Below are 23,926 nucleotides of genomic sequence, written 5' to 3'. Positions count from 1 at the left end.
TAAAAGATAGCAAGGTTAAAACGGCGGAGGGAATTTTATGGCAAATAGCGGGTTTATTTTTGACATAAAAAGATTCGAGGTTCACGACGGACCAGGTATAAGGACAACGGTGTTTTTTAAAGGATGCCCGCTTAGGTGCTGGTGGTGCCACAATCCGGAAGGCATGTATTTTTCGGAGTCAGTTATGTATTTTGAATATAAATGTATAGGATGCAGGACGTGCGTGAATGTATGCCCCCTTGATGCGATTTCCTTTGATTTTGGCAAGCACCATATTGACCGCTTAAAATGCAGCAGCTGTGGCATATGCTGCGAAAGCTGTCCCTCAGGCGCATTGACTTGTATCGGCAGAGCGGTTACTGTAGATGAACTGATGACGGAAATACAAAAAGATGTACTTCTTTATGACAACTCAGAAGGCGGGGTTACTTTTTCGGGAGGAGAGCCCCTTGTGCAGTATGAGTTTTTGACAGATATATTAAAAGAATGCAGGAAACTGGATATTCATACTGCGTTAGATACCTCAGGATATGCGCCGGAAGATGTTTTTGCGCGCGTTGCAGAAAACGTGGATATTTTTCTTTATGATTTAAAATTGGCAGACAATCCTAGCCATATTATTTATACCGGAGTTTCCAATGAGCCAATTAAGAAAAATCTCAAGATGCTGGCGGATTCAGGAAGAGGCGGCGATGTAATCCTGCGTTTTCCGGTGATTCCCGGCATAACCGATACGCAAGAAAATGTAGAAGGTCTTGCGGAATTTATTTCGACTTTAGATGGCATAAAGGAAATCGATCTTCTGCCTTTTCATGACATAACCGAAAAATATACAAGGCTTGGGATGAAATACAACATGTCTGCCCAAACTGCACCTTCTGAAGAAAAGTTAGAGTATATAAAGAAAAGATTTGAACAGTTAGGACTTTATGTTAAGCTCTAACGTAAAATTTATATAATAAATTCAAAGGAAAGAGGGGCGATGTTTTGTTTTTACAATTTGAAAATCAAAAGTTGATTGATTTTAGCCTTCAAGAAAACAGAAAAGCTATGCAAGAGGCGCTAAATCAAGTCAACGCACAGATGGGCAGGCATTATCCGGCTATAATAGGGGGCAAAAAGCGGGATGCATCGAAAAGGATTGTTTCAATTAACCCCTCGAATATTGACGAAGTTATAGGAACGTGTGCAAAAGCGGACAGCAAAATGGCACAAGAGGCGATAGATGCTGCCTCCGGCGCCTTTGAGAGCTGGAAGCGTGTGCCGCCTGAGGAAAGGGCGAATTACCTTTTTAAAGCTGCAGAAGTTATGAAAGAAAGAAGATTTGAGTTTTCTGCATGGATAGTCATGGAAGCCGGGAAAACATGGAAAGAAGCAGATGCAGATACGGCAGAAGCCATTGATTTTTTGGAGTTTTACGGAAAACAAATGCTTTATTATGCAAAAGGGATGCCGGTAAGCAAAGTTCCGGGCGAAGAAAATGAATGTTTTTACATACCAATAGGTGTAGGCGCCGTTATTTCCCCCTGGAACTTTCCCCTTGCAATTTTAACAGGCACGACAGTTTGCGGGGTTGTGGCAGGCAACACCGTAGTCGTAAAACCCGCAAGCAATACCCCGGTAATTGCAGCAAAGTTTGCAGAAATTTGGCAGGAGATAGGTTTACCTGATGGCGTTATAAATTTTTTGCCGGGGCCGGGAGATTCAGTCGGAGATTATCTGACGTCAAGTCCCGAGACAGGCTTTATAAATTTCACCGGTTCAAAGGATGTGGGACTTAGAATAAATAAATTGGCGGCAGAAATAGTGCCGGGACAAAAACGGATAAAAAGAGTTGTTGCCGAGCTCGGCGGCAAGAACGCCATTATAGTAGACAAATCTGCCAATCTGGATGCTGCGGCAGAGGGTATTGTAACATCAGCCTTCGGATATCAAGGGCAGAAGTGCTCGGCATGCTCCAGAGCGATAATTCATAAAGATGTATATAATGAAATGTTAGAGCGTATTGTGGCAAAAGCCGAAAAGCTAAAAGTTGGACCTGCAAAAGATTATGAGTCAGACATGGGTCCTGTAATAGATGAAAAGGCGCTAAATAAGATTTGCCGCTATATTGAAATCGGAAAAAGCGAGGGAAAACTTATTCTCGGAGGAAAAGCCTTAGAAGGCGGCGGGTATTTTATTGAACCTACAATATTTGAAGGCGTTAAAAGTGATGCGGTCATTGCAAAAGAAGAGATATTCGGACCTGTGCTTGCGATAATGAAAGCCGAAGATTTTGATGATGCGTTAAATATTGCAAATGATACGGACTACGGTTTGAGCGGCTCTGTATATGCTGCCGATAGGGAAAAATTAAACAAGGCACGCGAGGATTTTAACGTGGGCAACCTTTATTTTAACCGCAAATGCACGGGAGCCTTAGTAGGAGGTCATCCTTTCGGAGGCTTTAACATGTCAGGCACCGATTCGAAAGCAGGAGGAGCAGACTACCTGCTGCATTTCATGCAGGCAAAAGCCGTTTCGGAAAAGATAATGTAGAGCAGCAGGGTTTGAAAAAATTAACAAAAAGCCTTTCATTTAGCATTGATTTTATGATAACAATCTGTTGTCCTGAAAATTATTTGTAAATAATATTATATTCATGTTAGAATATGCACTGTAATAATAGCTGGAAGGAAGGCAGAAATGAAGAAAGAACCCTATGAAGAAAATACTTTTTACAGCAGGATAAAAAAATTCAGAAAAGAAAAGAAGATGACGATAAAGGAACTTGCTGAAAAGGCAAACATTACATCATCTATGTTAAGCCAAATAGAAAGAGGGCTTGCAAATCCTTCTATAAATACGATGAAGCTTATTGCAAATGCTTTAGATGTGCCGCTTTTTAAGTTTTTCATGGAAGAAGAAGACGATATTAGAAGCCAGGTGGTTACTCCGGAAAACAGAAGGCGTGTATATCTGCCGGACTCTAATGGCGTAATTTATGAGCTCTTAACTCCTGATTTGGCGGGAACCATTGAATTTTGCCAGCTAACCCTAGAACCTTATATGTCTACCTCGGATACCCCTATGGGGCACGAAGGAGAAGAAGTGGCTATTGTAATATCAGGAACGGCAGAACTTGTCTTGGACGATTCTAAGATAATCATGGAGGCAGGGGATAGTATAAGAATCCCACCTCATACTAATCACAAATGGTATAATCCATCAGAGAAGCCATTAGTACTTATTTTTGCGATAACACCCCCCAGCTTTTGAGAGCACAGAGAAAGAGCATTAGAAAGAGCACAGAGACCAGCTAACGAGAAAAGAGCACAGAGGAGCACAGAGGGACGGTTCTTTTGTGTTGTCTGACAACACAAAAGAACCGTCCCTCTGTGCTCTCTAAAATGACTTGACTTTAGTTAGCTGGTCTCTGTGCTCTTTTCTCTTTATTCTTGCTTTACTCCCTTAGTAGTAGAATTTCCTCTCATATCAACTTTAATAAGCTTTTCAACTTTTTGACCGCGGCAGCCTATAAGGTAGCTGGTAAGATTTGCGGTAGAACAGCTGTGATTCGGTATAATCTCAATCGTATCGCCGACTTTAAGATTTGTTTTTCCTTCTACATGAAGCTTGCCAACCTCTTCTGAAAGACTAAAAACGGTAAGCTCCGGATGCCCTTTTACATGTCCATAGCCTTTGATTGCAGTATTTCCATGAGCACCCTGGTCAAGGCCGAGGCATTTGGCCCCTGCATCGCATATAAATAATTCTTCTGAAGGATGAGAAATAACTGTAGCATATACAAAAAGCGCACAATCTGATTCTTTTGCTGTATTTGTAGAAAGCTGGATATTATCCATAAATACATAATTGCCGGGGTGGAAAACGTTGATATTTTCATCTAAAACTGCATCATAGAAAGTAGGTGTGGATCCGCTGGTTATAAGTTTCAACTCATACCCTGCAGCTCTGAGGGAATCTGCTGCGGTCTTTACAGCATTTTTCTCATCTTTTACATAAAGTGGGATATCTTCCTGCTTTGAAGCGGAGTAAACATGGCCCGGATGGGTTGAGATACCTAAAAAGTTTAGAGCCTTAAAATCCTTTAATGAGTTTGCAAAATCTAATACCTTTTCAGGCAAAATACCAAAGCGATGCAATCCGCTGTCAATTATAATCGTATAATTTACTTTAACTCCCGCAGCCTCTGCCGCATCATTTAGCATCTTTGCCCCGTCGTAATTATCGATTCTTATAATGAAATTGCATTTTTTGCTAAGCTCAATAACCCTTTGAATATTTACAGGGCTTGCAACAGGATATGCATACATGATGTTTTTGATACCTGCCTTGGCAAGTCCCTCACACTCATCTAGTGTGCCGCATAAAAACCCGGCGGCTCCTGCTTCCTGCTGCATTTTTACAATCTCTGTGCTTTTGTGGGTCTTTATCATTGGCCACAGTTCTTTGTCATGTGCATCACACAGCGCTTGAGCCTTCTTAATATTGTTTTCTAAAATATCCAGGTCAACTAGTATAGCCGGTGTTTGAAGTTCTTTCTTTTCCATAATTAAAAATCCTCCTTAAATTGATAACATTTTAGTTTATAATTTAATTTTGCCATCTATTTAAATTGCTATGGCTTAATTTTAACCGCATTACAAAGCTTGCGAAAGTTCAATTAAGGATATGCCATCGAAAAAATAGGTATAAAAACCAAGATTTTAACAGGATATTTGAAATTAAAAAAGTCAAGAATCTAACCATTTAGTAAAAGGTTACAAAAAGATTGCCTGAAGAATGAATACTAAAACAATGGCAGTAAGGGATTGAGCGATGCTGATTATCGGCAAAGTCCGATAAGCAACCTCAGGCTTCATCTCAGACGTAGTAGTGATTACCCAGAAGAAATCATCATTGCCGTGAAATACCATAAACCCACCAGCTGCACAAGCAAGCATTGCAATGACTCGACCCATAGGAGTTGTAAAACCTAAAATATCCAGGAGAGGCAACAACATAGATGCAGCCGTAATCATTCCGACAGTGCCTGAGCCAATGGCGGTTCTAAATATTGTACCGATTATAAATGGAATGAGTATACCTATGGTCATCCCGGAAAAATACATTGTCACCATCTCCTCAAGATTTGAGGTCCTAAGGACAGATGCAAAAGCTCCGCCTGCACCTACGATTAAGACTATCTGACCTGCGGTTTTTAGAGCTTCACCAAAAGCACCATCAAATGTCCAGACTAAATTATCTTCAGGATAAATGCTGCGATATGTGATAAATGCAAAAATTAAGCCAATAAGCAAGGCGGATACAGGTTGACCAGTTGCTGCGAAAAGCGATGTAATGAAATTATTTTTTCCAAAGGGAGCGCTTTCTAGCGATGAAATTGTATTTAGGAACATTAAGAGAATTGGCAATAAAATAGGCAAGAATGCTTGTAAAGCACCAGGCAATTTTTTGTCAGTAACAATTTCCTCGGTATCAGATGGGAGATAATAATATTTTGAGCCAAAACGTGTTCCAAGATAGTAGCCAACTAGAGTAACAGGTATTGATACAACCATACCCAAAAGAATAACAAGTCCCAGATCTGCGTTTAAAATACCGGCAACAGCTAAAGGACCTGGTGTAGGTGGAACCAACATATGTGTTGCATGAAGGCCCATTGCCAAAGATACTGCCATTGTAGTCATGCTAACCTTTGTATCCCTACTTAAACTTTTTGCCAAAGGAGAAAGTATTACAAAAGCTGAATCGCAAAAAACCGGTATTGAAACGAAATAGCCGGTAATGGCTAGTCCTAATGCAGCATGTTTCGGGCCGGTAATTTTTAAAATAGTTTTGGCCATTGTTTCTGCTGCTCCGCTCTTTTCAAGCAAAGCGCCCATCACTGTCCCGATGGCAATAACAATGCCGATTCCGGCTATTGTGCTGCCTAGTCCTGATGAAAATGCAGCTATGATGTCTGGGATAGACTGACCGGTTAAGATTCCAAAAGTAAATGCAGCTGCAGTTAAAGAAAAGAATGGGTGTAATTTTACTCTAACTGTTAAAAAAACTAATACAGCAATAGAAATAGCAATTGAAAAAACAGTGAACAAAGGATTCATTTACCTCGTCCTTTCTTGATTATTTTGGCAATTCTAATTCTAACATTATCAAGAGTAAAAAGTCAATAAGAAATTAATTAATATTTAATTTATCCTTAAGTATTTAATTTATATTTAATAATACTACTGTCTCTTTTCTTTGAATAGCTAATTTTTTCTATTAGAACCAAATGCATGATTAAATCACATTTAGCTTTTACTTTCTGCTGCTATCGTCAAAATTCATATATTTATACATGTTTGACAATTTTAATAATCAATAATATAATAAACTAAAGCGTTTTAGTAAAGCGTTTTAGTTAGTAAAGATGAATGACAAAAAGCCCTGAGTAAGATTTATACACTCTTTGCGGCAGGCGGTTTTGCGTTTTACACAAATACGGTTTACCTTTTTACAGCTGCTCACAATAAATATTGTGGCCAGCTAATTTATAAAATTAAAATAAATTTAAATCAGGGAGGAAAAGTTAAATGAAAAAAATCCTTAGTGTCATGTTAATCTTTGTTTTCGTTATGGTGATGGTAGCCGGCTGTTCATCACAGTCATCTCAACCAGCTGATTCTTCAAAAGAGGAAACATCCGGCGATAATGCCGCCGGGTCTAAAAAACTTAGAGTTGCGTTGGTCTATTCCGGGTTTTTAGGAGATAAGTCTTTTAATGATTCAGCTCATGCAGGCGCTATGAGAGCTGTAAACGATTTTGGCATTGAGTTAAAAGAATTGGAATCGAAAGAACCGGCTGAATGGGAATCTAATGTAGTAGCTATGGCATCTGAAGGATATGATTTAGTTGTATGTGTTTCGACCCAGTTTCAAGATATTCTTGCAAAACACGCCCCTGAATTTCCTGATATAAAGTTTGCATTAATTGATGGAGTAACAAAAGGAGATAATATCGTATCTACTACTTTCGCACAAAATGAAGGCTCATTTCTTGCGGGCGCTGCAGCAGCAATGTTTACAACAAAAACGCAAGTACCTAATGTGAATGCTGATAAAGTAATCGGATGGGTAGGCGGAATGGATATCCCGGTTTTACATGACTTTTTTGTAGGATATGAGCAGGGAGCAAAGTACATTGATCCTGATATAAAAATTTTGCAGTCGTTTGCAGGAACATTTAACGATCCCTTGAAAGGCAAAGAACTAACTCTTGCTCAATACAGCCAAGGTGCTGATATTGTCATGAACGTAGCTTCGGGCACTGGCATGGGTGTACTAGAAGCAGCTAAAGAAGCAGACAAGTATGCTATCGGAGTCGATATGAATCAAGACGATGTATATCCCGGCCATATTCTAACATCTATGGTAAAAAGAGTGGATAATGCTACTTATTTAGTAATAGAGTCAGTAGTAAAAGGAACCTATAAAGGCAACACTACAGAATACCTTGATATAAATAAGGGCGGAGTAAGCTTGACGGATATGTCAGTAATGAAGGAAGCTCTGGGAGATAAGTTCCCTCAAGATATTCCTGAGAAAATAGCAGAACTGGAAGAAAAAGTTAAATCCGGAGAAATTAAAGTGAATGCTTACGAAGGATTTGGAAGAAAGTAACCTTTAATAGCAAAAAGCCTTTTCTAAGGAATAATTGAGCTTTATGCTCGGTTATTCCTTAGTTTAATAAAAACTAGCAATCCTAAAAATCTACAAGCGGGGTATATATTAATGGATGAATATATTATAGAAATGATAGATATCACAAAAAGCTTTGGCGATGTAAAAGCAATTCAAAATGGACAATTTAATTTGCGCAAAGGCGAGATACATTCATTAATAGGTGAAAATGGCGCTGGCAAATCTACAATGATGAAAATACTATATGGCATACATCAAAAAGATTCTGGAATAATTAAAATCAGAGGAGAAGAAGTAAGAGAGCTAACCCCTAGAGTAGCAATCCAATACGGAATTGGGATGGTTCATCAAGAATTTATGCTTGTTGGGGATTTAACAGTGCTTGAGAATATTATATTGGGTTTTGAACCTCGAAAAGGCATCGTCATAGATTTTGATGCGGCAGAAAAAGAAATTAAAAAATACATTAATACTTACGGAATGGACATACAGCCGAATAAAAAAATTAATCAAATTTCAGTGGGTGAAGCCCAGAGAGTTGAGATAATAAAGACTCTTTATAGAGGTGCAGAAATTATTATTTTTGATGAACCTACATCCGTCTTAACTCCCCAGGAAACTGTAAAATTCTTCGAGATCCTAAACAATATGAAAGCAGACGGCAAATCAATAATATTTATTTCACATAAATTAAATGAAGTAATGGAAATCTCAGACAGAATTACTGTTATGCGCCAGGGAAAGTATGTAAATACTGTTAACAAATCAGACACAAATAAAAATGAATTAGCCAAAATGATGATAGGACGCGAGATATTTCTAAATATAGAGAAAAAGGAATCCAACCCTGGAAAAAAAATATTAGAAGTAAATGATTTGTGGACATCAGGTGAAAAAGAATTATCAAAAATACGTGGAATTTCATTTGATGTAAAAGCAGGGGAAATTGTTGGCATTGCTGGCGTGGACGGAAATGGCCAGAGCGAACTTGTAGAAGCACTGACAGGATTAAGAAAGGTAGAGCGCGGCAAGATAACTGTTGATAATGTAAATGTAACCAACCTTTCTCCTTTACAAATAAGAGAAGCCGGAGTAGCTCATATTGCAGAGGATCGGAATACAAGAGGCCTAAACTTAAAAATGAATGTTGCGGAAAATTTAGTTGCTCTAAAATATGACAAAGAACCATTAGCACAGGGTATTGTTCAAAACCGCAAATCAATTGAAAGCTTTGCAAAACAGCTAATTTCAACATTTGATATAAGGCCGAATAACCCCTGGGCTTTAGCAGGCTCTTTATCGGGCGGAAACGCACAAAAAGTTGTAATTGCAAGGGAAATCGATGCAGATGCTAAATTATTAATTGCCGCTCAGCCTACACGAGGAGTAGATATAGGTGCTACTGAATATATAAGAAGTAAAATTAATAAGGTTAAAGAAGAAGGCAAAGCAGTCCTTCTAATTTCGGCTGATTTAGAAGAAGTACTTTCGCTTTCTGACAGGATTATTGTTATGTATGAAGGCAAAATAATGGGCATTCTAAATGCTGAGGAAGCCAATGAAGAAAATGTAGGTATACTTATGATGGGCGGAGAAACTGAAGTTAGCTTGTGAACATTTAATTAAAACGGGGATGATATAGACTATGGAGCAAACAAACAAATATCTAAACCTCCTCCTTACAATTCTTTTGTCAACAATTATTGGCGGGCTGATAATGCTGTTTTTGGGTCATAATCCAATCGAGGCCTATATTCAACTTCTAAGAGGCGCTTTTGTCGGTAAATTAAACTTTGGAACAACACTGCAAAAATTTGTTCCTCTTCTTTTGACTTCCGTGGCTTTTCTGGTAGCTTCGCGCGTTGGCGTTTTTAATGTTGGCGTCGATGGAGAGCTATACTTAGGAGCGATAGCAGCAGCTTGGGTAGGTTTTACATTTACGAGTGTCCCAGGTCCGATTTTAATACTTATGTGCCTTGCTATTGCTGTCATCGTTGGCGCAGCATGGGCATATATACCAGGATCTTTGAAAGCTTATCTTGGCGTCAATGAAATATGTGTAACTATACTTATGAATTATGTTGCGACATATATTACTTCATATTTGGTCAATGGTCCGCTTAGCGCAAAGACTGGCGTGCCTCAAACCCCAACAATTGCAGAAGGAGCCCAGTTGACAAAGATTTTAAAGCCAAGTCAAGCAAATACAGGTCTTTTTATCGCACTAGCAATCGTTGCAATTATCTATTGGATATTACAAAATACAACAATTGGATACAGATTTAAGAGTGTAGGATTAAATCCTATGCATGCAGAATACGTAGGAATAAATCCTAAAAAAACAATAATCAATTCGATGCTTCTAAGTGGCGCAGTAGGCGGCTTGGCAGGTGCCATTGAAGTTTTAGGAGTATATGGATATTTTTTAGACGGCTTTTCTTCAGGAGTCGGATTTGATGGAATGTTAGTTGTGCTTATGGTTAAGGGCGACATGAAAATGGTGCCATTTGTCGCATTCTTCATAGCTGCCTTAAAGGCTGGAGCCTTAGGTATGGAACGCTATACAGGTTTACCTAAATCGATCGTTGATACTATAATAGCGATATTTATCATATTTGCAACCATGGAAAATTTATTTTCTTTTTATAAGAAGAAGAGAATAAAAACAGTTCAAGCTTCGGTTAGCGAACGAGATTAAGGGGAGGATGCTATAAATGGATCTGGGCACTATTTTTGATTATACTTTAATATATTCCACTATAAGAGCTTCTACGCCGATTTTATTTGCAACATTAGCGGCAGTGATTACACAGCAAGGCGATATATTAAATATAGGCGTAGAAGGAATTATGCTTGTTTCAGCATTTTCAGCTGTTTTAATAAGTTATTTGACAAGCAATTGGCTTTTAGGTATTGCTGTGGCGATGATAGTCGGAGTTATAATGGCAATGATTATGGCTGTTGCAAGTATCAAGTATAATGCGGATATAACTGCAATTGGAATGGCAATAAATATGCTTGCTCTGGCTGTTACGAAATTCGGGATTAAACAGTTTTTAGGAACAACAGGAAGTTTTACAGATCCCAAAATTGCGGGTATTCCTCGCCTCCATTTTGGATTCCTTGAAAAATATAAGTATCTTAATGGAATATTTAATAATTGGTCTCTGATGGAAGTAATAGGTATCTTGATGGTTTTGGCATTAACATTTGTGCTTTATCACACGGTGTGGGGGCTGCGCTTGCGTTCTGTGGGGCGCTTGCCAATGGCTGCCGAGACTGCAGGTATAAATGTTAAAAGTATCAAATACCAAATTATGGCAATTTCCGGGTTACTAGGAGGATTAGCAGGAGCCCATTTGTCGATTGGATATTCTAAAATGTTTATAGAAAACATGACAAATGGACGAGGCTTCATGGGAGTGGCAGCTATGTTTTTTGGAGGCGCAAATCCTGTCTTAGCTTGGATAGGCAGTCTTCTTTTTGGACTTATCGACAGTATAGGAGGAAGGTTGCAGGCATATGGATGGCCTTCACAATTTGTATTAATGCTCCCATATATTATAACAATATTAGTTTTATCTGTTTCTTTGTGGCGCAGTGCTAAAAGAAGAGAGAAAATGAAGAGTTCTTTATTACAAAAATAAAAGGAGTGCTGAACTATATGAGAAAAATAATTTTAGATTGTGATCCGGGGCATGATGATGCTGTAGCAATTATGATGGCGGCAAAACATCCAGATATAGAGCTTTTAGGAATAACTACAGTTGCAGGTAATCAGGTATTAGAAAAAACAACAAGAAATGCATTAAACGTCTGCCAATTTTTAGATATTGATGTGCCTGTATATGCCGGATGCAGTTTGCCGTTGGTTCGTTCTCAACAAATAATAGCTGAGGATATTCATGGCACAACCGGATTAGATGGACCCACATTCGAGCCGCTTACCAGAAAAGCCGAGTCGAAGCATGCAGTTGATTTTATAATCGAAACCTTAATGGCCTCTAATGGCGACATAACCCTTGTGCCTACAGGGCCGCTTACCAATATAGCAATGGCTATGCGAAGAGAGCCGAAGATATTAGATAAAATCCAAGAAATAGTCTTGATGGGGGGAGCTTATCAACTGGGCAATGTTACGCCTGCTGCAGAATTTAATATGGCAGCAGATGGCGAAGCCGGTTATGTAGTATTTACTTCGGGGAGACCAATTGTAATGATGGGCCTTGACTTAACAAGACAAGCTCTGTGTTATCCAAGCATAGTAGACAGAATGGATAAAATAAATAACAGAGCTGCCCGACTATTCGTAGATCTAATGAGGTTTTTTAATTCCACACAGAAAAAGGTCTTCGGGTGGGAAGGAGGACCTCTACATGATCCCACTTGTATTGCTTATTTAATAGATCCTAGCTGTGTTGAAACACGATCTATGTTTGTTGAAGTTGAGATAAGAAGCGAAAAATGTTATGGGAGGACCCTCTGCGACTATTTTCATGTAACGAAAAATGAACCAAATGCTAAAGTTGGAGTAAAGCTAAATCAAGAAAAATTCTGGGATATAGTAGAGGAATGCATTAAGTTTTATAATTAAAAAATTAACTCTCATTAAGGAGACAATTTTATGGATGCCAAAAATGATAGATTAAAGTCAATTTTGGACAAGAAAAAAGACGAGTATGCATTGCAACTTTCCCAACTTGTGGCAATTGATACTCATGTATTGGGTCATGGCATTGACGGCGGATTAGAACAAAAAGGGCAGGAATATTTGATAAAATTATTTGAGCAAATGAATGCAGATTCAATTGTTAAAGACTTTCCTAGCGAAGAAATTCTGGAAAAGAGTCTTAATCTATATAATGAGGGCAACTTAGGCCACAATTACGATGGCAGGTTTAATGTATACGCTACTTTCAAGGGAAACGGCGGCAAGTCCATAATGTTTAATGGCCATATAGATACTATGCCTGCCGGTGATGTAAATAAATGGAATACACCGCCTCATGAGCCTATAATTAAAAATGGAAAAATGTACGGTCTTGGAGTTTGTGATATGAAAGGCGGATTAATGGCCTCTATAATGGCCGTTGATCTTCTAAAGGAGGCAGGAATCGAGCTTCCAGGAGATGTAATAATTACTTCTGTTATAGATGAGGAGGGCGGCGGCAATGGTTCTATCATAGCCGCAATGAATGGCCAAAAGGCTGATGGAGTTGTAGTTTGCGAACCGACAAATTTAGAACTTGTTATCGCACACATGGGCTTTATATTTTTTAAAATTGAAATAGAGGGACTGGCGGTTCACTCAGGGATGAAATGGGTTGGGGTAAGTGCTATAGAAAAAGCTGTGAAGATAATGAATGCAATAGACGAGCTCGAGCATAAGTGGCTTATGCAGCATAAACATATTCTTCTGCCTGGACCGTCTTCGAATGTGGGTGTTATTAATGGCGGTGTAGCAGGTTCTACTGTTGCAGATTATTGTTGTTTTAAAACATGTGTGCATTATTTACCAGGTTCTATGAATCATGAGAAAGTTGTTAAGGAGTACACAGGAGCAATTTATAGAGCTTGCGAGGGGGATGACTGGCTGAAAGATCACAAGCCTCGTGTATCAATATATCAAGCCGGCGGCCCGTTTGAAATGGAAAAGGATCATGAATTTGTAAAGTCATTTGAACGCGCATATGGATCAGCAGAAGGTAAGGAAATAAAGATTGTAGGTTCGCCGTCTGGATGTGATGCAAGAGTTTGGAAAAATATTGCCAAATGTCCAACTGTACAATTTGGACCGGGTTCACCGAGCCAATGCCATGCAATAAATGAATTTATTGATATGGAACAGTATTTCAAATCTATATTGATATATGCGAATTTGATCTTAGAATGGTGCCAGGGATAAAATTAAATAAGTGGGCAACTTTGCTTGGGCAACTTTGCTCAAAACAGGAGGAAAAACTAATGAAGAAAGTTTTGATCGCTGGAGAATCATGGGTTAGCCAAACTACTCATATAAAAGGCTTTGACAGCTTTTCTACTGTTGTATATGAAGAAGGCGTTGAATACATACGCAAAGCTATTGAAAAAGCAGGATATGTGGTCGAATTTATTCCAAACCATCTTGCTCCGGTGCAATTTCCATCTTCTATAGCGGAATTGAACACCTATTCTTGCGTTATCTTATCCGATATAGGATCGAATACTTTACTCCTAAGCCCGGAAACGTTTTCTAAAAGTATAAAGACACCAAACAGGTGTGAACTTCTAAAAGAATATGTTTACCAAGGCGGAGGATTTATGATGATTGGAGGCTATATGTCTTTTTCGGGAATTGATGCGAAAGCAAGATATGGATTTACCCCTGTAAAAGATATCTTGCCGGTAGAGTGCCTAAAAATAGATGACCGAGCAGAACATCCTGAAGGCATATCGCCCATAATTGTAAAAGAACATGAGGTTTTTAGAGGAATCCCAGAGGAATGGCCGCAATTTCTTGGCTATAATAAAACAAAACCAATTCCTCAAGGAGAGGTAATAGCCACAATAGATGGCGATCCTTTTATAGCCGTCGGCGAATTTGGAAAGGGGAAATCAGCAGTATTTACATCTGACTGTGCACCTCATTGGGGTCCCCCTGCTTTTGTAAATTGGGAATTTTATGATATACTTTGGGCAAATCTAATGGATTACCTGACGAAGTAAGTTTATTTTGACTTTCTACTCTTTTTTATGATATTTATTTTGTAAGTTAAACTATTATGTAATATTCTGTAGAAAACATCATAAATTTTTTAAGGAAGAAACGATATGTCTATTACAATTAAAGATATTGCTGAAAAGGCCGGAGTGTCCATTACCACAGTTTCTAAAATAATTAATAAAAAAGATGATGATATAAGCGACAAAACAAGAAATAAGGTATTAAAAGTAATTGACGAATATAATTATATTCCAAGTGCATTGGCTACAGGTCTTGTAACTAAGAAAACTAATACTATAGGCCTGCTTTTACCTGACATATCCAATGCTTTTTTTGCCGAGCTTGCCAGAGGCGTAGAAGATGGAGCAAATTGCGAAGGTTATAATGTTATCCTATGCAATACAGACGATGATCCCGAAAAAGAAAACCAATATTTAAGCGTTTTAAAGTCAAAACATGTAGATGGAATAGTTTTCCTTTCTACAGCACTGTCAAATCATGGAGAAATCAGAGAACTAAACAGTAAGGGTTTTCCTGTTATAGTGCTTGACCGGGCATTTGATGATGAAGATATATTGGCTGTATTTATTGATAATGTCATGGGCGGCTACCTTGCGACGAAACATTTGACAGAATTTGGGCATGAGGCAATAGGTTGTATTACAGGGCCACTAAAACCTAAACTTGCAATACAACGTCTTGAGGGTTACAAAAAGGCGCTAAAAGAAGCACATATTGATTTTAATGAGGAGTTAATATATGAGGGTAATTTTAAAACAAAAAGCGGAGAACTTGGCGCAAAAAAACTTTTAAAAGCAGGAGCAACTGCAATCTTTGCCTCAAACGACATGATGGCATATGGGGTATATAAAGCAGTTCATGATGAGGGCCTGAGTATCCCCTATGATATATCCGTAGTCGGTTTTGATGACATATTTTTGTCAGAAATACTGTCGCCTCCCCTAACTTCAGTTAAACAGCCGACTTATGAGATGGGTATAATTTCAGCAGCCATGCTAATAAAAAAGATTAAAAACGAGGAACTAAAACAGTTGAGGGTGGAATACAAACCTACACTATCCGTGAGAAAAAGTGTTGCTTTTCCTGCCGATAAAGTTTAAACCTGAGTGGGAGGGTTCTAGATTGAAGAAAATTGTCGTAGTTGGAAGTATTAATATGGATGTAGTCATAAGGGTGCCTCATATCCCGACTATAGGCGAGACGGTGCTTGCAAAAGGTCAGCAGCTTTATGGCGGAGGCAAAGGGGCCAATCAAGCTATTGCAGCAAGCAGATTAGGCGGCAATGTTTATATGATAGGCCGGCTTGGCGATGACGCTTATGGCAAAAAACTATATAATGAATTAGTTAATAATAATGTGAAAGTAAAAGCCGTAGAATACGATACAAATTTTCCTACCGGAACAGCATATATATGTGTTTCGGACAAAGGCGATAATACAATTGTCGTAAATCAAGGAGCCAATGGCAGGCTTGACATTGAGCAAATAAAAAGGTATGAATGTATTTTACAAGATGCTGACTACTGTATACTCCAAATGGAAATACCAATTAGTACCATAGAATACGTAATTGATTTCTGCAAGAAGAAAAATATTAAGGTAATTTTAAATCCGGCTCCCGCCCATTTGCTAAGCGATGAAACGCTAGAAGGTATCTATATGATACTTCCCAATGAAACAGAACTTGCAATTCTTTGCAATAACAGCGGCACGATAGAAGATATGGCAAAAAGCTTGCACAAAAAAGGCATTGAAAATGTGATTGTAACATTGGGCGGAAATGGTTCTATGTTAGTAAATGAGAAAACAACAAAACACTTTCCCGCTATGTCATTTCCTGTGGTAGATACGACGGCAGCAGGTGATGCTTTCGTAGGTGCTGTTACAGTTGGGCTTTCTGAAGGAATGGATCTTGAAAAAGCGATCGAATTTGCCACATGTGCAGCCGGTATAACCGTGAGCAGAGAAGGTGCTCAAGCATCACTGCCTGATAGAAAGATGGTTGACAGCTATTTTTCTATGCGATAAATATAAATACTCTACTAAAAACGACACTTTAATTATTCAGCCTTGCCACCCCATAAAATTTGGGTGTATTGGGGCTGATTTTTTGTTGAAATCAAAAAGTATTGGACTTGCTGCTCAGACTTAGTGTATCATTATTATAGTAAATATAGAAAATACTCAGCTATAATAATAGGGAGAAAGGCGAGATCCATGAATATACGTCTAGGCATTGTTGGACCGGAAGACTCTCTGATTTTACTAAGAAAAGTCTTGCGTGAGTTTGACAGAGAGATTACGGTGGTTGAAAAAGCTTATGAAAATTTTGAAGACCTTGGGGATATTGCAACAATGGCCCAAGATGTGGATATAATACTTTATAGTGGTCAGGCACCTTACTTTTGGGTAAAATCCAATGTCAATATTGAGACACCCGGGGTTTATATCCCTAGAAACGGGACGAGCCTTTACAAGGTGCTTTTTGACATTTATCGTGATGGCAAAGATGTTTCTGCTTTGAGCTTTGATACGATAAGCCGTCGCGATATCGAGGAAACTTATATGGAACTTAATCTGCCGCTTACCCAGGTATTCACAATGGATTACGATAAATATCTTCCCTATGGAAAACTTGTAGATTATCATAAAAGTTTATGGAATGAGGGCAAAACCCATGCGGCAGTGACGTGTCTTAACAAAACTTATGAAGAGCTTAAGAAATCAGGCATCCCTGCCTATAGAATATTGCCTACTATTTCTAGCGTCCGGCACAGCTTGGAAAAAGCGATAATGTATGGAGAAAGTATCAAGCTTAAGGAAACTCAAATGGCGCTTATATTAGTAAGGGTCGAAGACGTTGAAGATACATTATATGAAAGCTCCAACTATCAATTGCAAATAAAGCTTCTTGAGCTTTATCAGATAATTTTAGGCTATGGCGATCAGACAAACGCTACAGTAACCAAGATAAATGACACAGAATTTATGATAATAACTACCCGCGGGTGTTTGGAAGAATCTACAGATATATTTTTAGGTTCGCCTCTGCTTCGAGCGCTAAAATCCAATACGAATCTTAAAGTAACCGTAGGAATAGGATTCGGCAGAACAGCGAAGATGGCCGAGACCAATGCCCGACAGGCAGTAAAGCTTTCTAAGGAAAACGGAAGCGACTGCTGCTTTTTGGTGACGGAAGAAGGTAAGGTAATTGGACCTATGCGAGAAGATAGGGGCGCAATAAAAAGTGTTGCAGATTTAGATTTGGAAGAGCTGGCGAAAAAACTAAATATGAATGTAATAAATTTGAGTAAATTCAAATCTTCTCTGCGCCGCTTAGGAAAAAATAAGGTGACCGCTAAGGAACTTAGTGAATACATGAACATAAGTCAGCGAAGCGCTCGTAGGATTTTAGCTCAATTAGAAGAAAAAGGAGCGGCTAAAATTTTGGAAAACAAAAGTGTATTAGGGAAGGGCAGGCCAAGTCGGGTATATCAAGTATTAATATAGGGCTAGCTCAGTTAGAAAACTAATTATATTAAGATCATTACATTTTCTGGAATTATTTTAAAGATGAATTGTGCAAACTTTATTTAATTAGATGTAGTCAATTTAAAAATTAACAATTTACAAAAAAAAAGTATACCGGTGTTTGTAACCGGTATTTTTATGTTTAAAAGAACTTTTTGGTATAAAGAAATTTTTGCGATGACAAGTATACTGTATACATTTTAAAATCAAGAAGGATTTTAAGAGAAGAAGATGAATTCATAATAAAACATATATGGCCACATAACCAAAATTTGGCCGAAAAGGAGGAAATCATGTGACTAAAAATGAGTTGACAAAACAGAAAGGCAGTTTTGAAAGGTTTTTGGATTGGGTGGAGCGCGTAGGGAATAAACTGCCACATCCATTTTTCCTGTTTGTTTATCTGACTATAGGGATAATGCTTCTATCTGCTGTTTTATCTATACTGCAAGTTTCAGCGATAAATCCCGGCAGCGGGGAAGAAGTTATGGTCAAAAGCCTTTTAACCCGAGAAGGCGTGGAGTGGATGCTGGTAAATGCCCTTAAAAACTTTACCGGTTTTGCCCCTCTCGGACTGGTACTTTCTATGCAGATGGGCATTGGTCTTGCAGAACAGGCGGGTTTGCTGTCTGCCTTCATGAGAAAAACCATGTATGGCGCACCTTTATGGGCTATTAGTTTAGCAGTAATGTTTGTAGGCATAAATGGGAACATTGCATCAGATGCTTCCATAGTCATTATACCGACACTTGCGGCAAGTATCTATCTTTCCCTGGGGAAAAATCCGCTAGTAGGTCTTATGGCGGGATATGCTGCAGCCTGCGCCGGCTTTTCCGCAAACCTTATAATAGCAGGAACTGATGCGCTACTTGCAGGCATAACCCAAGAAGCCGTAAAAATCATAGATCCAAGTATTCAGGTCAACCCCTCTATTAACTGGTATTTTATGTTTGCCTCAACATTTATATTTACTTTTGTAGGGGCATGGGTTACTGATAAAATCATAGCACCGAGACTTGGAGAATACAAAGGTAAAATAAAAGTTGCCGAAAACCAAGACCTTACGCCTATTGAAAATCTTGCCTTAAAAAATACAGGCAAGGCAGCATTAATATTTCTTGTAATCTTGGCTGTTGCAGTCCTACCTAAAAATGCCATTTTAAGAAATGCTGAAACCGGTGGACTTATACCTTCGCCACTTTTAAACGGTATTATTCCAATTCTAATGCTGTTTTTTATAACAATAGGTGTGGCATACGGAAAGACTGTCGGCACCATAAAAACTGCCGGCGACATACCGAAACTTATGGCTGAAGCAGTAAAAACCATGTCAAGTTACATAGTTCTTGTTTTTATCATAGGCCAGTTCGTAGCATATTTTAACTGGACTAACATAGGTGTTGTAATAGCGGTAAAAGGGGCAGAATTTCTTCAAAATGTGGGATTTACAGGTTTGCCGCTGATTATAGGAATAATATTGCTTTCTACCATAGTAAACCTGTTTATCGGCAGCGGATCTGCCAAGTGGTCTATACTTGCGCCCATATTTGTACCGATGCTGATGCTGTTAGGCTATTCTCCGGCAATGACTCAGGTAATATACCGCATCGGTGATTCTTCAACCAATCCGATAACACCGCTTTTCCCATACTTCCCCATAGCCTTGGGTCTTGCTCAGCACTATGATGAAGATGCTGGAATTGGGACTTTGATGTCTTTGATGCTGCCATATGCATTGATATTTTTGGTAGTGTGGACATTACAATTGATAGTGTGGATGGTCTTAGATTTACCATTGGGACCGGGAGCAGGAATTTATATGTAAATCTTGCAAAAAGGAGTGCCTAAATCGCATGGAAGAATTGGAAAAACAAATATCCGAGATTTTAGAACATATAATATCAATTAGAAGACATATTCATCAAAATCCGGAGCTGGGCTATGAGGAAAAAGCTACTTCGGAACTAGTTGCAAAGGAATTAAAGTCTTTATGCCTTAAGGTGGAAGAAGGCGTGGGCGGATACGGCGTAGTAGGGATTTTGGAAGGCGACCGACCGGGAAAAACTCTACTCCTCAGAGCCGATATGGATGCACTTCCTATTGAGGAAGAAACCGGACTTCCCTTTAGCTCAAAAGTCGCCGGCATCATGCATGCCTGCGGTCACGATATTCATACAGCTATTTTGCTTGGCGCAGCTAAAGTGTTATCAAAATACAAAGATCGCATCTGTGGGCAAATAAAATTTGTATTTCAACCGGCAGAAGAGTGCAGTCCACAGGGTGGGGCTAAGGCAATGATAGATGCAGGAATACTTAAAAATCCGAAGGTAGACTATGCCTTAGCACTACATGTAATGCCACAGCTTTATGTAGGCGAAATCGGTTTATGTTCCGGACCTTGCACAGCTAAATCAGATCGGTTCTTTTTAAAAGTAACAGGTAAATCCGGTCATGCATCAGCTCCCCATCAAGGAATAGATGCATTGGTAGCGGCTGCGGATGTAATATCAAGCATGCAAACTATAATATCAAGGCGGATAGATCCTCGGGACAGTGTAGTTATCTCCATTGGCAAAATCACAGGCGGCCAGAGATACAACGTTATATGTGATAAAGTGGAGATGGAAGGCACTGTAAGAATCATGACGCCGGGATATGAAGATGAAATTAAGGAATATATGAACCAGGTAGGGAAGGGTATAGCTTACGGCCATGGTGCCTTTTTTGAAATGAATTATCTAGAAGGATATCCTATGGTGATAAATGATGCTAGCCTTACGCAGAAAGTAAAAGAAATTCTTATCGAAAAGATGGGCAAAGATACTATAAAAGATATTCCCCAGGAAACTTCCGGCGAAGATTTTTCCTTTATTTCTCAAGAGGTGCCATCGGTATATATGAAATTAGGTTCTTCTTCGAGAAATGCCAAGGAAATATTGCCCCTACACAATAGCCGCGTAATTTTTGACGAAGGCTGCATACCCATTGGCATTAAGGCACTAGTGGCATTGAGCATGGAACTGTTGCAGCAGGAGGAATAGCATGTATGATATAAAAACATTGGTAAATAAGATAGAACCGAAAGTTATTGCATATCGCCGAGATTTTCATAAATACCCCGAAGTAGGCTGGACGGAGTTTCGCACAAGCAGCAAAGTAGCTGAAATTCTCATGGATTTAGGCTATGAAGTAAAACTTGGCAGAAAAATTCTAAAAGAAGAAGCGATCATGGGTTTTCCCCCACAGAAAGAAATACTAAACGAAATAAAGCGGGCGATAAAAGAAGGGGCGGACCCTAAAATCATAGAGATGATGGAAAATCTGCCGGGGGTTGTAGGAATTCTTCATACCGATAAGCCGGGTCCTACGATGGCTTTTCGCTTTGATATGGATGCCCTAAGTATTACAGAAGCTCAAGATGATGAACACAGACCATACAAAGAAAGCTTTTCTTCGGTGCATGACGGAATAATGCACGCTTGCGGCCATGATGGTCATACAGCAGTGGGACTGGCTCTTGCAGAAATTCTTATGAAAATCAAAGATGATTTATCCGGAACGATAAAGCTTATTTTTCAACCGGCTGAAGAAGGAGTAAGAGGTGCGAAAGCCATGGTGGAGGCAGGTGTCGTAGATGATGCGGATTACTTTTTCGCTTTTCATATAGGCTTTGGAGCTGCTGATTCAGTGAGCCTTGTAGCTAAGACCACAGGTTTTTTAGCTACATCAAAAATAGATGTTGATTATATAGGTCAAACTGCCCACGCCGGTGCTTGCCCGCAAGAAGGGAAAAACGCCCTGCTGGGGGCTGCATCTGCAGCTCTTAATCTGCACGCCATAGCACCTCACAGTGAAGGAATCACTCGCATAAACGTTGGCGTATTGACAGCAGGCACAGCTGCCAATATAATACCCGGAAGTGCTCATATGAAAATTGAAACTAGAGGCGAGACTACAGCATTAAATAATTACATGCAGGAGAAAGCAAAAATCATACTTAAGGCTTGCGCAAATATGTACACTCTTGGCTGCCACATCAAAGATGCCGGCAGTGCGCCAAGCGCCAAAGGCGATGAAGAGCTTGCTAAAACAGTAAAACAGATTGGTGAGAGCTTAGGAATTTCGAAAATAGAAAATGAAAGTAACTTTGGCGCCAGTGATGATGCTACATATTTCATGGAAAGGGTTCAATCACAAGGGGGTAAAGCCCTTTATTTTCAAGTTAAAACTCCAATTGCATCCGATCATCATACAAACAGGTTTGATTTTGATGAATCCTGCCTTAAAGTAGCCATTCAAATATGTGCACATTTAGCTCTTAGAAATTTTATCTAATGCCGGATTTTACCATCCGGCTTTTTTATGTGCGCAATTTTACTTTGTCATTCTGAGTGAAGTTAAGATGAGAATCTCAAGGTTATTTTTGATAAAGATCTTTTGCTGATGCTGAAAATAGTAATATTTGTGTGCTTTGGAAGCTTTATTTAAAAAATACGAAAATAACACAAAAGAACCGTCCCTCTGTGTACTTCTTGCAAAAACAAAAATTTCTCAAAATCAGAAATTAATGGATTTATCTCTTAATTTAGTGTATTATTGTATTAAGCAGGTAGCTGCTTTATATAATGCATGCATACTTGCGTGAAGACAATAGGCTCACTATATGACGGTTTAGGAGGGAAAAAATATGCTTTATGAGATTGTAAATGATTTTCCTCACGAGATTTTAAATGCGAAAAATCCCCCTTTTATTTCACTTTATCAGCCGACCCACCGCTACAGTCCTGAAAATAAACAGGATGCAATTAGATTTAAGAATCTTATTCGAGAAGTGGAAGATTCGCTAATGCGAAAACACCCAAAAAGAGAAATAGTCAATATCATGAAACCTTTTTATGCCATAGCCAAAGAAAAAATGTTTTGGAATTATACCTTAGATGGCTTGGCAGTGCTTGCTACAGAAGACAGATGTATAGTATATAATCTTCCAAGACCTGTAAAAGAGGTAGTGGTAGTAGCTGATACCTTTTATATCAAACCTCTCATAAGAATTTTTCAGTCAGCAGATCGCTATCATCTTTTAGGACTGAATAGAAAAGAATTTAAGCTTTATGAAGGCAATAGATATGGATTTAAGGAAGTTAAAATTCCACCTGACATCCCAACGACCATTGAAGAAGCCTTAGGGGAAACTTATGGCCGCAAAGAACCTTCGTTAAGCGCAAGAACTGTTAGTTCTATGGGAAGCGGCGTGTTTTATGGGCAAGGCAGTAAAAAAGATATAATCGATAGTGAGACAGAAAAATTTTTTAGATATGTAGACAAAGTAGTTTGGGAAAATTATTCTCGCCCCACAGGATTGCCTCTTATGTTAATAGCCTTAAAAGAACACCATACATTTTTTAAAAAAATCAGCCGCAATCCTTTTCTAATGAAGGAAGGTATTGAAACAGCTTTTAATTCCTTAACAGTAAGCGAATTGAAAGATGCTGCATGGGAAAAAATGGAGCCAATATATTTAGGAAAGACAAAAAAATTAATTGATGCCTATGAACTGGCAAGGTCTAAGTTTTTGGCTACAGATGATTTGGCGCAGATTGCAAGAGCAGCGCTGTCGAATAATGTCGGAACTTTACTCGTAGAGGCAGACAGGATAATTCCGGGGAAAATTAATAGGGAAACAAGTGAACTTATAGAAGGAGATTTAAAAGATGTAGAGGTAGGCGATATATTGGACGATCTTGCTGAAATGGTGTTTAAAAACAAGGGGGAAGTAGTCGTACTTCCAAAAGAAAGAATGCCGACAGATACCGGAGCAGCAGCAATTTTCAGGTATTAAAGACTTCTGCCTCCTTGACTTTCTCGCCTTAATATGATATAAATTTTATTAATTCGTGCAATTGAGCGAGAAAGACTATGAAGGGAAGAGTAAGCAAGCAGAATAGGCCTAAAGAGAGCCGGAAAAGGTGAAAGCCGGCGCCGA

The 23,926-nt window shown here is 38.9% G+C and carries 19 protein-coding genes and 1 other annotated feature (1 of these 20 running past the window's edge); of the genes, 17 read left to right on the top strand and 2 right to left on the bottom strand.

The genetic code is table 11. From position 1 onward, the window contains the following. Positions 1 to 37: 37 nt before the first annotated feature. From TSYNT_RS04160 to TSYNT_RS04150, 3 genes are all read left to right on the top strand, one after another. The gene (locus tag TSYNT_RS04160; RefSeq protein ID WP_059032023.1) at positions 38 to 943 is read left to right on the top strand and encodes a glycyl-radical enzyme activating protein; all 906 of its coding nucleotides are present in this window, start codon (positions 38 to 40) and stop codon (positions 941 to 943) included. A gap of 44 nt (positions 944 to 987) precedes the next feature. Beyond that, on the top strand, positions 988 to 2,538 hold the full coding sequence (gene pruA, locus TSYNT_RS04155; RefSeq protein ID WP_059032021.1) for an L-glutamate gamma-semialdehyde dehydrogenase: 1,551 nt from the start codon (positions 988 to 990) through the stop codon (positions 2,536 to 2,538). A gap of 147 nt (positions 2,539 to 2,685) precedes the next feature. Then, positions 2,686 to 3,258, top strand: coding sequence for a helix-turn-helix domain-containing protein (locus TSYNT_RS04150; protein WP_059032019.1), 573 nt, complete (start codon positions 2,686 to 2,688; stop codon positions 3,256 to 3,258). Positions 3,259 to 3,431: 173 nt separating this feature from the next. Here the strand turns inward: TSYNT_RS04150 and TSYNT_RS04145 are convergent, their stop codons facing one another. Both TSYNT_RS04145 and TSYNT_RS04140 read right to left on the bottom strand, forming a co-directional pair. Continuing rightward, positions 3,432 to 4,553 (bottom strand): alanine racemase, encoded by a 1,122-nt coding sequence (locus tag TSYNT_RS04145; RefSeq protein WP_059032017.1) that lies wholly within the window; start codon positions 4,551 to 4,553, stop codon positions 3,432 to 3,434. Positions 4,554 to 4,763: 210 nt separating this feature from the next. Continuing rightward, complete coding sequence (locus TSYNT_RS04140; RefSeq protein ID WP_059032015.1) at positions 4,764 to 6,110, bottom strand: GntP family permease; 1,347 nt, start codon at positions 6,108 to 6,110, stop codon at positions 4,764 to 4,766. Positions 6,111 to 6,581: 471 nt separating this feature from the next. Here TSYNT_RS04140 and TSYNT_RS04135 point away from each other — a divergent pair, with 471 nt between their 5' ends. From TSYNT_RS04135 to TSYNT_RS04070, 14 genes are all read left to right on the top strand, one after another. Beyond that, positions 6,582 to 7,667: a BMP family lipoprotein gene (locus TSYNT_RS04135; RefSeq protein ID WP_059032013.1), complete on the top strand. Its 1,086-nt coding sequence runs from the start codon at positions 6,582 to 6,584 to the stop codon at positions 7,665 to 7,667. A 111-nt stretch (positions 7,668 to 7,778) separates the two neighbouring features. Then, complete coding sequence (locus TSYNT_RS04130; protein ID WP_059032011.1) at positions 7,779 to 9,302, top strand: ABC transporter ATP-binding protein; 1,524 nt, start codon at positions 7,779 to 7,781, stop codon at positions 9,300 to 9,302. A gap of 31 nt (positions 9,303 to 9,333) precedes the next feature. Continuing rightward, complete coding sequence (locus tag TSYNT_RS04125; RefSeq protein WP_059032009.1) at positions 9,334 to 10,386, top strand: ABC transporter permease; 1,053 nt, start codon at positions 9,334 to 9,336, stop codon at positions 10,384 to 10,386. Positions 10,387 to 10,402: 16 nt separating this feature from the next. Further along, positions 10,403 to 11,335, top strand: coding sequence for an ABC transporter permease (locus TSYNT_RS04120; protein WP_059032007.1), 933 nt, complete (start codon positions 10,403 to 10,405; stop codon positions 11,333 to 11,335). A gap of 17 nt (positions 11,336 to 11,352) precedes the next feature. Further along, a complete protein-coding gene (gene rihB, locus TSYNT_RS04115) occupies positions 11,353 to 12,282 on the top strand; it encodes a ribosylpyrimidine nucleosidase (protein ID WP_059032005.1) in 930 nt (309 codons plus the stop codon). A gap of 30 nt (positions 12,283 to 12,312) precedes the next feature. Beyond that, the gene (locus TSYNT_RS04110; protein ID WP_059032003.1) at positions 12,313 to 13,593 is read left to right on the top strand and encodes a M20 family metallopeptidase; all 1,281 of its coding nucleotides are present in this window, start codon (positions 12,313 to 12,315) and stop codon (positions 13,591 to 13,593) included. A gap of 59 nt (positions 13,594 to 13,652) precedes the next feature. Continuing rightward, positions 13,653 to 14,393 (top strand): glutamine amidotransferase, encoded by a 741-nt coding sequence (locus tag TSYNT_RS04105; RefSeq protein ID WP_059032001.1) that lies wholly within the window; start codon positions 13,653 to 13,655, stop codon positions 14,391 to 14,393. Positions 14,394 to 14,498: 105 nt separating this feature from the next. Next, positions 14,499 to 15,512: a LacI family DNA-binding transcriptional regulator gene (locus TSYNT_RS04100; protein ID WP_059031998.1), complete on the top strand. Its 1,014-nt coding sequence runs from the start codon at positions 14,499 to 14,501 to the stop codon at positions 15,510 to 15,512. A 22-nt stretch (positions 15,513 to 15,534) separates the two neighbouring features. Next, on the top strand, positions 15,535 to 16,440 hold the full coding sequence (gene rbsK, locus TSYNT_RS04095; protein ID WP_059031996.1) for a ribokinase: 906 nt from the start codon (positions 15,535 to 15,537) through the stop codon (positions 16,438 to 16,440). A 189-nt stretch (positions 16,441 to 16,629) separates the two neighbouring features. Further along, a complete protein-coding gene (locus TSYNT_RS04090; protein ID WP_059031994.1) occupies positions 16,630 to 17,922 on the top strand; it encodes an HTH domain-containing protein in 1,293 nt (430 codons plus the stop codon). 316 nt (positions 17,923 to 18,238) lie between these two features. Beyond that, positions 18,239 to 19,768, top strand: coding sequence for an AbgT family transporter (locus tag TSYNT_RS04085; protein ID WP_059031991.1), 1,530 nt, complete (start codon positions 18,239 to 18,241; stop codon positions 19,766 to 19,768). 28 nt (positions 19,769 to 19,796) lie between these two features. Continuing rightward, a complete protein-coding gene (locus TSYNT_RS04080; protein ID WP_059031987.1) occupies positions 19,797 to 20,984 on the top strand; it encodes a M20 metallopeptidase family protein in 1,188 nt (395 codons plus the stop codon). A gap of 1 nt (position 20,985) precedes the next feature. Further along, positions 20,986 to 22,278, top strand: coding sequence for an amidohydrolase (locus tag TSYNT_RS04075; protein ID WP_059031984.1), 1,293 nt, complete (start codon positions 20,986 to 20,988; stop codon positions 22,276 to 22,278). 352 nt (positions 22,279 to 22,630) lie between these two features. Beyond that, complete coding sequence (locus TSYNT_RS04070) at positions 22,631 to 23,782, top strand: baeRF3 domain-containing protein (RefSeq protein ID WP_059031982.1); 1,152 nt, start codon at positions 22,631 to 22,633, stop codon at positions 23,780 to 23,782. Between the two features lie 68 nt (positions 23,783 to 23,850). Further along, positions 23,851 to 23,926, top strand: a binding site (T-box leader); it runs 188 nt beyond the window's last position.

Source organism: Tepidanaerobacter syntrophicus (assembly GCF_001485475.2).
In the GTDB taxonomy this organism is placed as follows: domain Bacteria; phylum Bacillota; class Thermosediminibacteria; order Thermosediminibacterales; family Tepidanaerobacteraceae; genus Tepidanaerobacter; species Tepidanaerobacter syntrophicus.
Note: the sequence above shows the minus strand (reverse complement) of the source record. Positions and strands in the feature narration are given on the sequence as shown.

Excerpts from the sequence above, each read along its gene's own strand:
- TSYNT_RS04160 (WP_059032023.1), top strand. The coding sequence starts at position 38 with ATGGCAAATAGCGGGTTTATTTTTGACATAAAAAGATTCGAGGTTCAC.
- TSYNT_RS04150 (WP_059032019.1), top strand. The coding sequence starts at position 2,686 with ATGAAGAAAGAACCCTATGAAGAAAATACTTTTTACAGCAGGATAAAA.
- TSYNT_RS04145 (WP_059032017.1), bottom strand. The coding sequence starts at position 4,553 with ATGGAAAAGAAAGAACTTCAAACACCGGCTATACTAGTTGACCTGGAT.
- TSYNT_RS04140 (WP_059032015.1), bottom strand. The coding sequence starts at position 6,110 with ATGAATCCTTTGTTCACTGTTTTTTCAATTGCTATTTCTATTGCTGTA.
- TSYNT_RS04135 (WP_059032013.1), top strand. The coding sequence starts at position 6,582 with ATGAAAAAAATCCTTAGTGTCATGTTAATCTTTGTTTTCGTTATGGTG.
- TSYNT_RS04130 (WP_059032011.1), top strand. The coding sequence starts at position 7,779 with ATGGATGAATATATTATAGAAATGATAGATATCACAAAAAGCTTTGGC.
- TSYNT_RS04125 (WP_059032009.1), top strand. The coding sequence starts at position 9,334 with ATGGAGCAAACAAACAAATATCTAAACCTCCTCCTTACAATTCTTTTG.
- TSYNT_RS04120 (WP_059032007.1), top strand. The coding sequence starts at position 10,403 with ATGGATCTGGGCACTATTTTTGATTATACTTTAATATATTCCACTATA.
- rihB (WP_059032005.1), top strand. The coding sequence starts at position 11,353 with ATGAGAAAAATAATTTTAGATTGTGATCCGGGGCATGATGATGCTGTA.
- TSYNT_RS04110 (WP_059032003.1), top strand. The coding sequence starts at position 12,313 with ATGGATGCCAAAAATGATAGATTAAAGTCAATTTTGGACAAGAAAAAA.
- TSYNT_RS04105 (WP_059032001.1), top strand. The coding sequence starts at position 13,653 with ATGAAGAAAGTTTTGATCGCTGGAGAATCATGGGTTAGCCAAACTACT.
- TSYNT_RS04100 (WP_059031998.1), top strand. The coding sequence starts at position 14,499 with ATGTCTATTACAATTAAAGATATTGCTGAAAAGGCCGGAGTGTCCATT.
- TSYNT_RS04090 (WP_059031994.1), top strand. The coding sequence starts at position 16,630 with ATGAATATACGTCTAGGCATTGTTGGACCGGAAGACTCTCTGATTTTA.
- TSYNT_RS04080 (WP_059031987.1), top strand. The coding sequence starts at position 19,797 with ATGGAAGAATTGGAAAAACAAATATCCGAGATTTTAGAACATATAATA.
- TSYNT_RS04075 (WP_059031984.1), top strand. The coding sequence starts at position 20,986 with ATGTATGATATAAAAACATTGGTAAATAAGATAGAACCGAAAGTTATT.
- TSYNT_RS04070 (WP_059031982.1), top strand. The coding sequence starts at position 22,631 with ATGCTTTATGAGATTGTAAATGATTTTCCTCACGAGATTTTAAATGCG.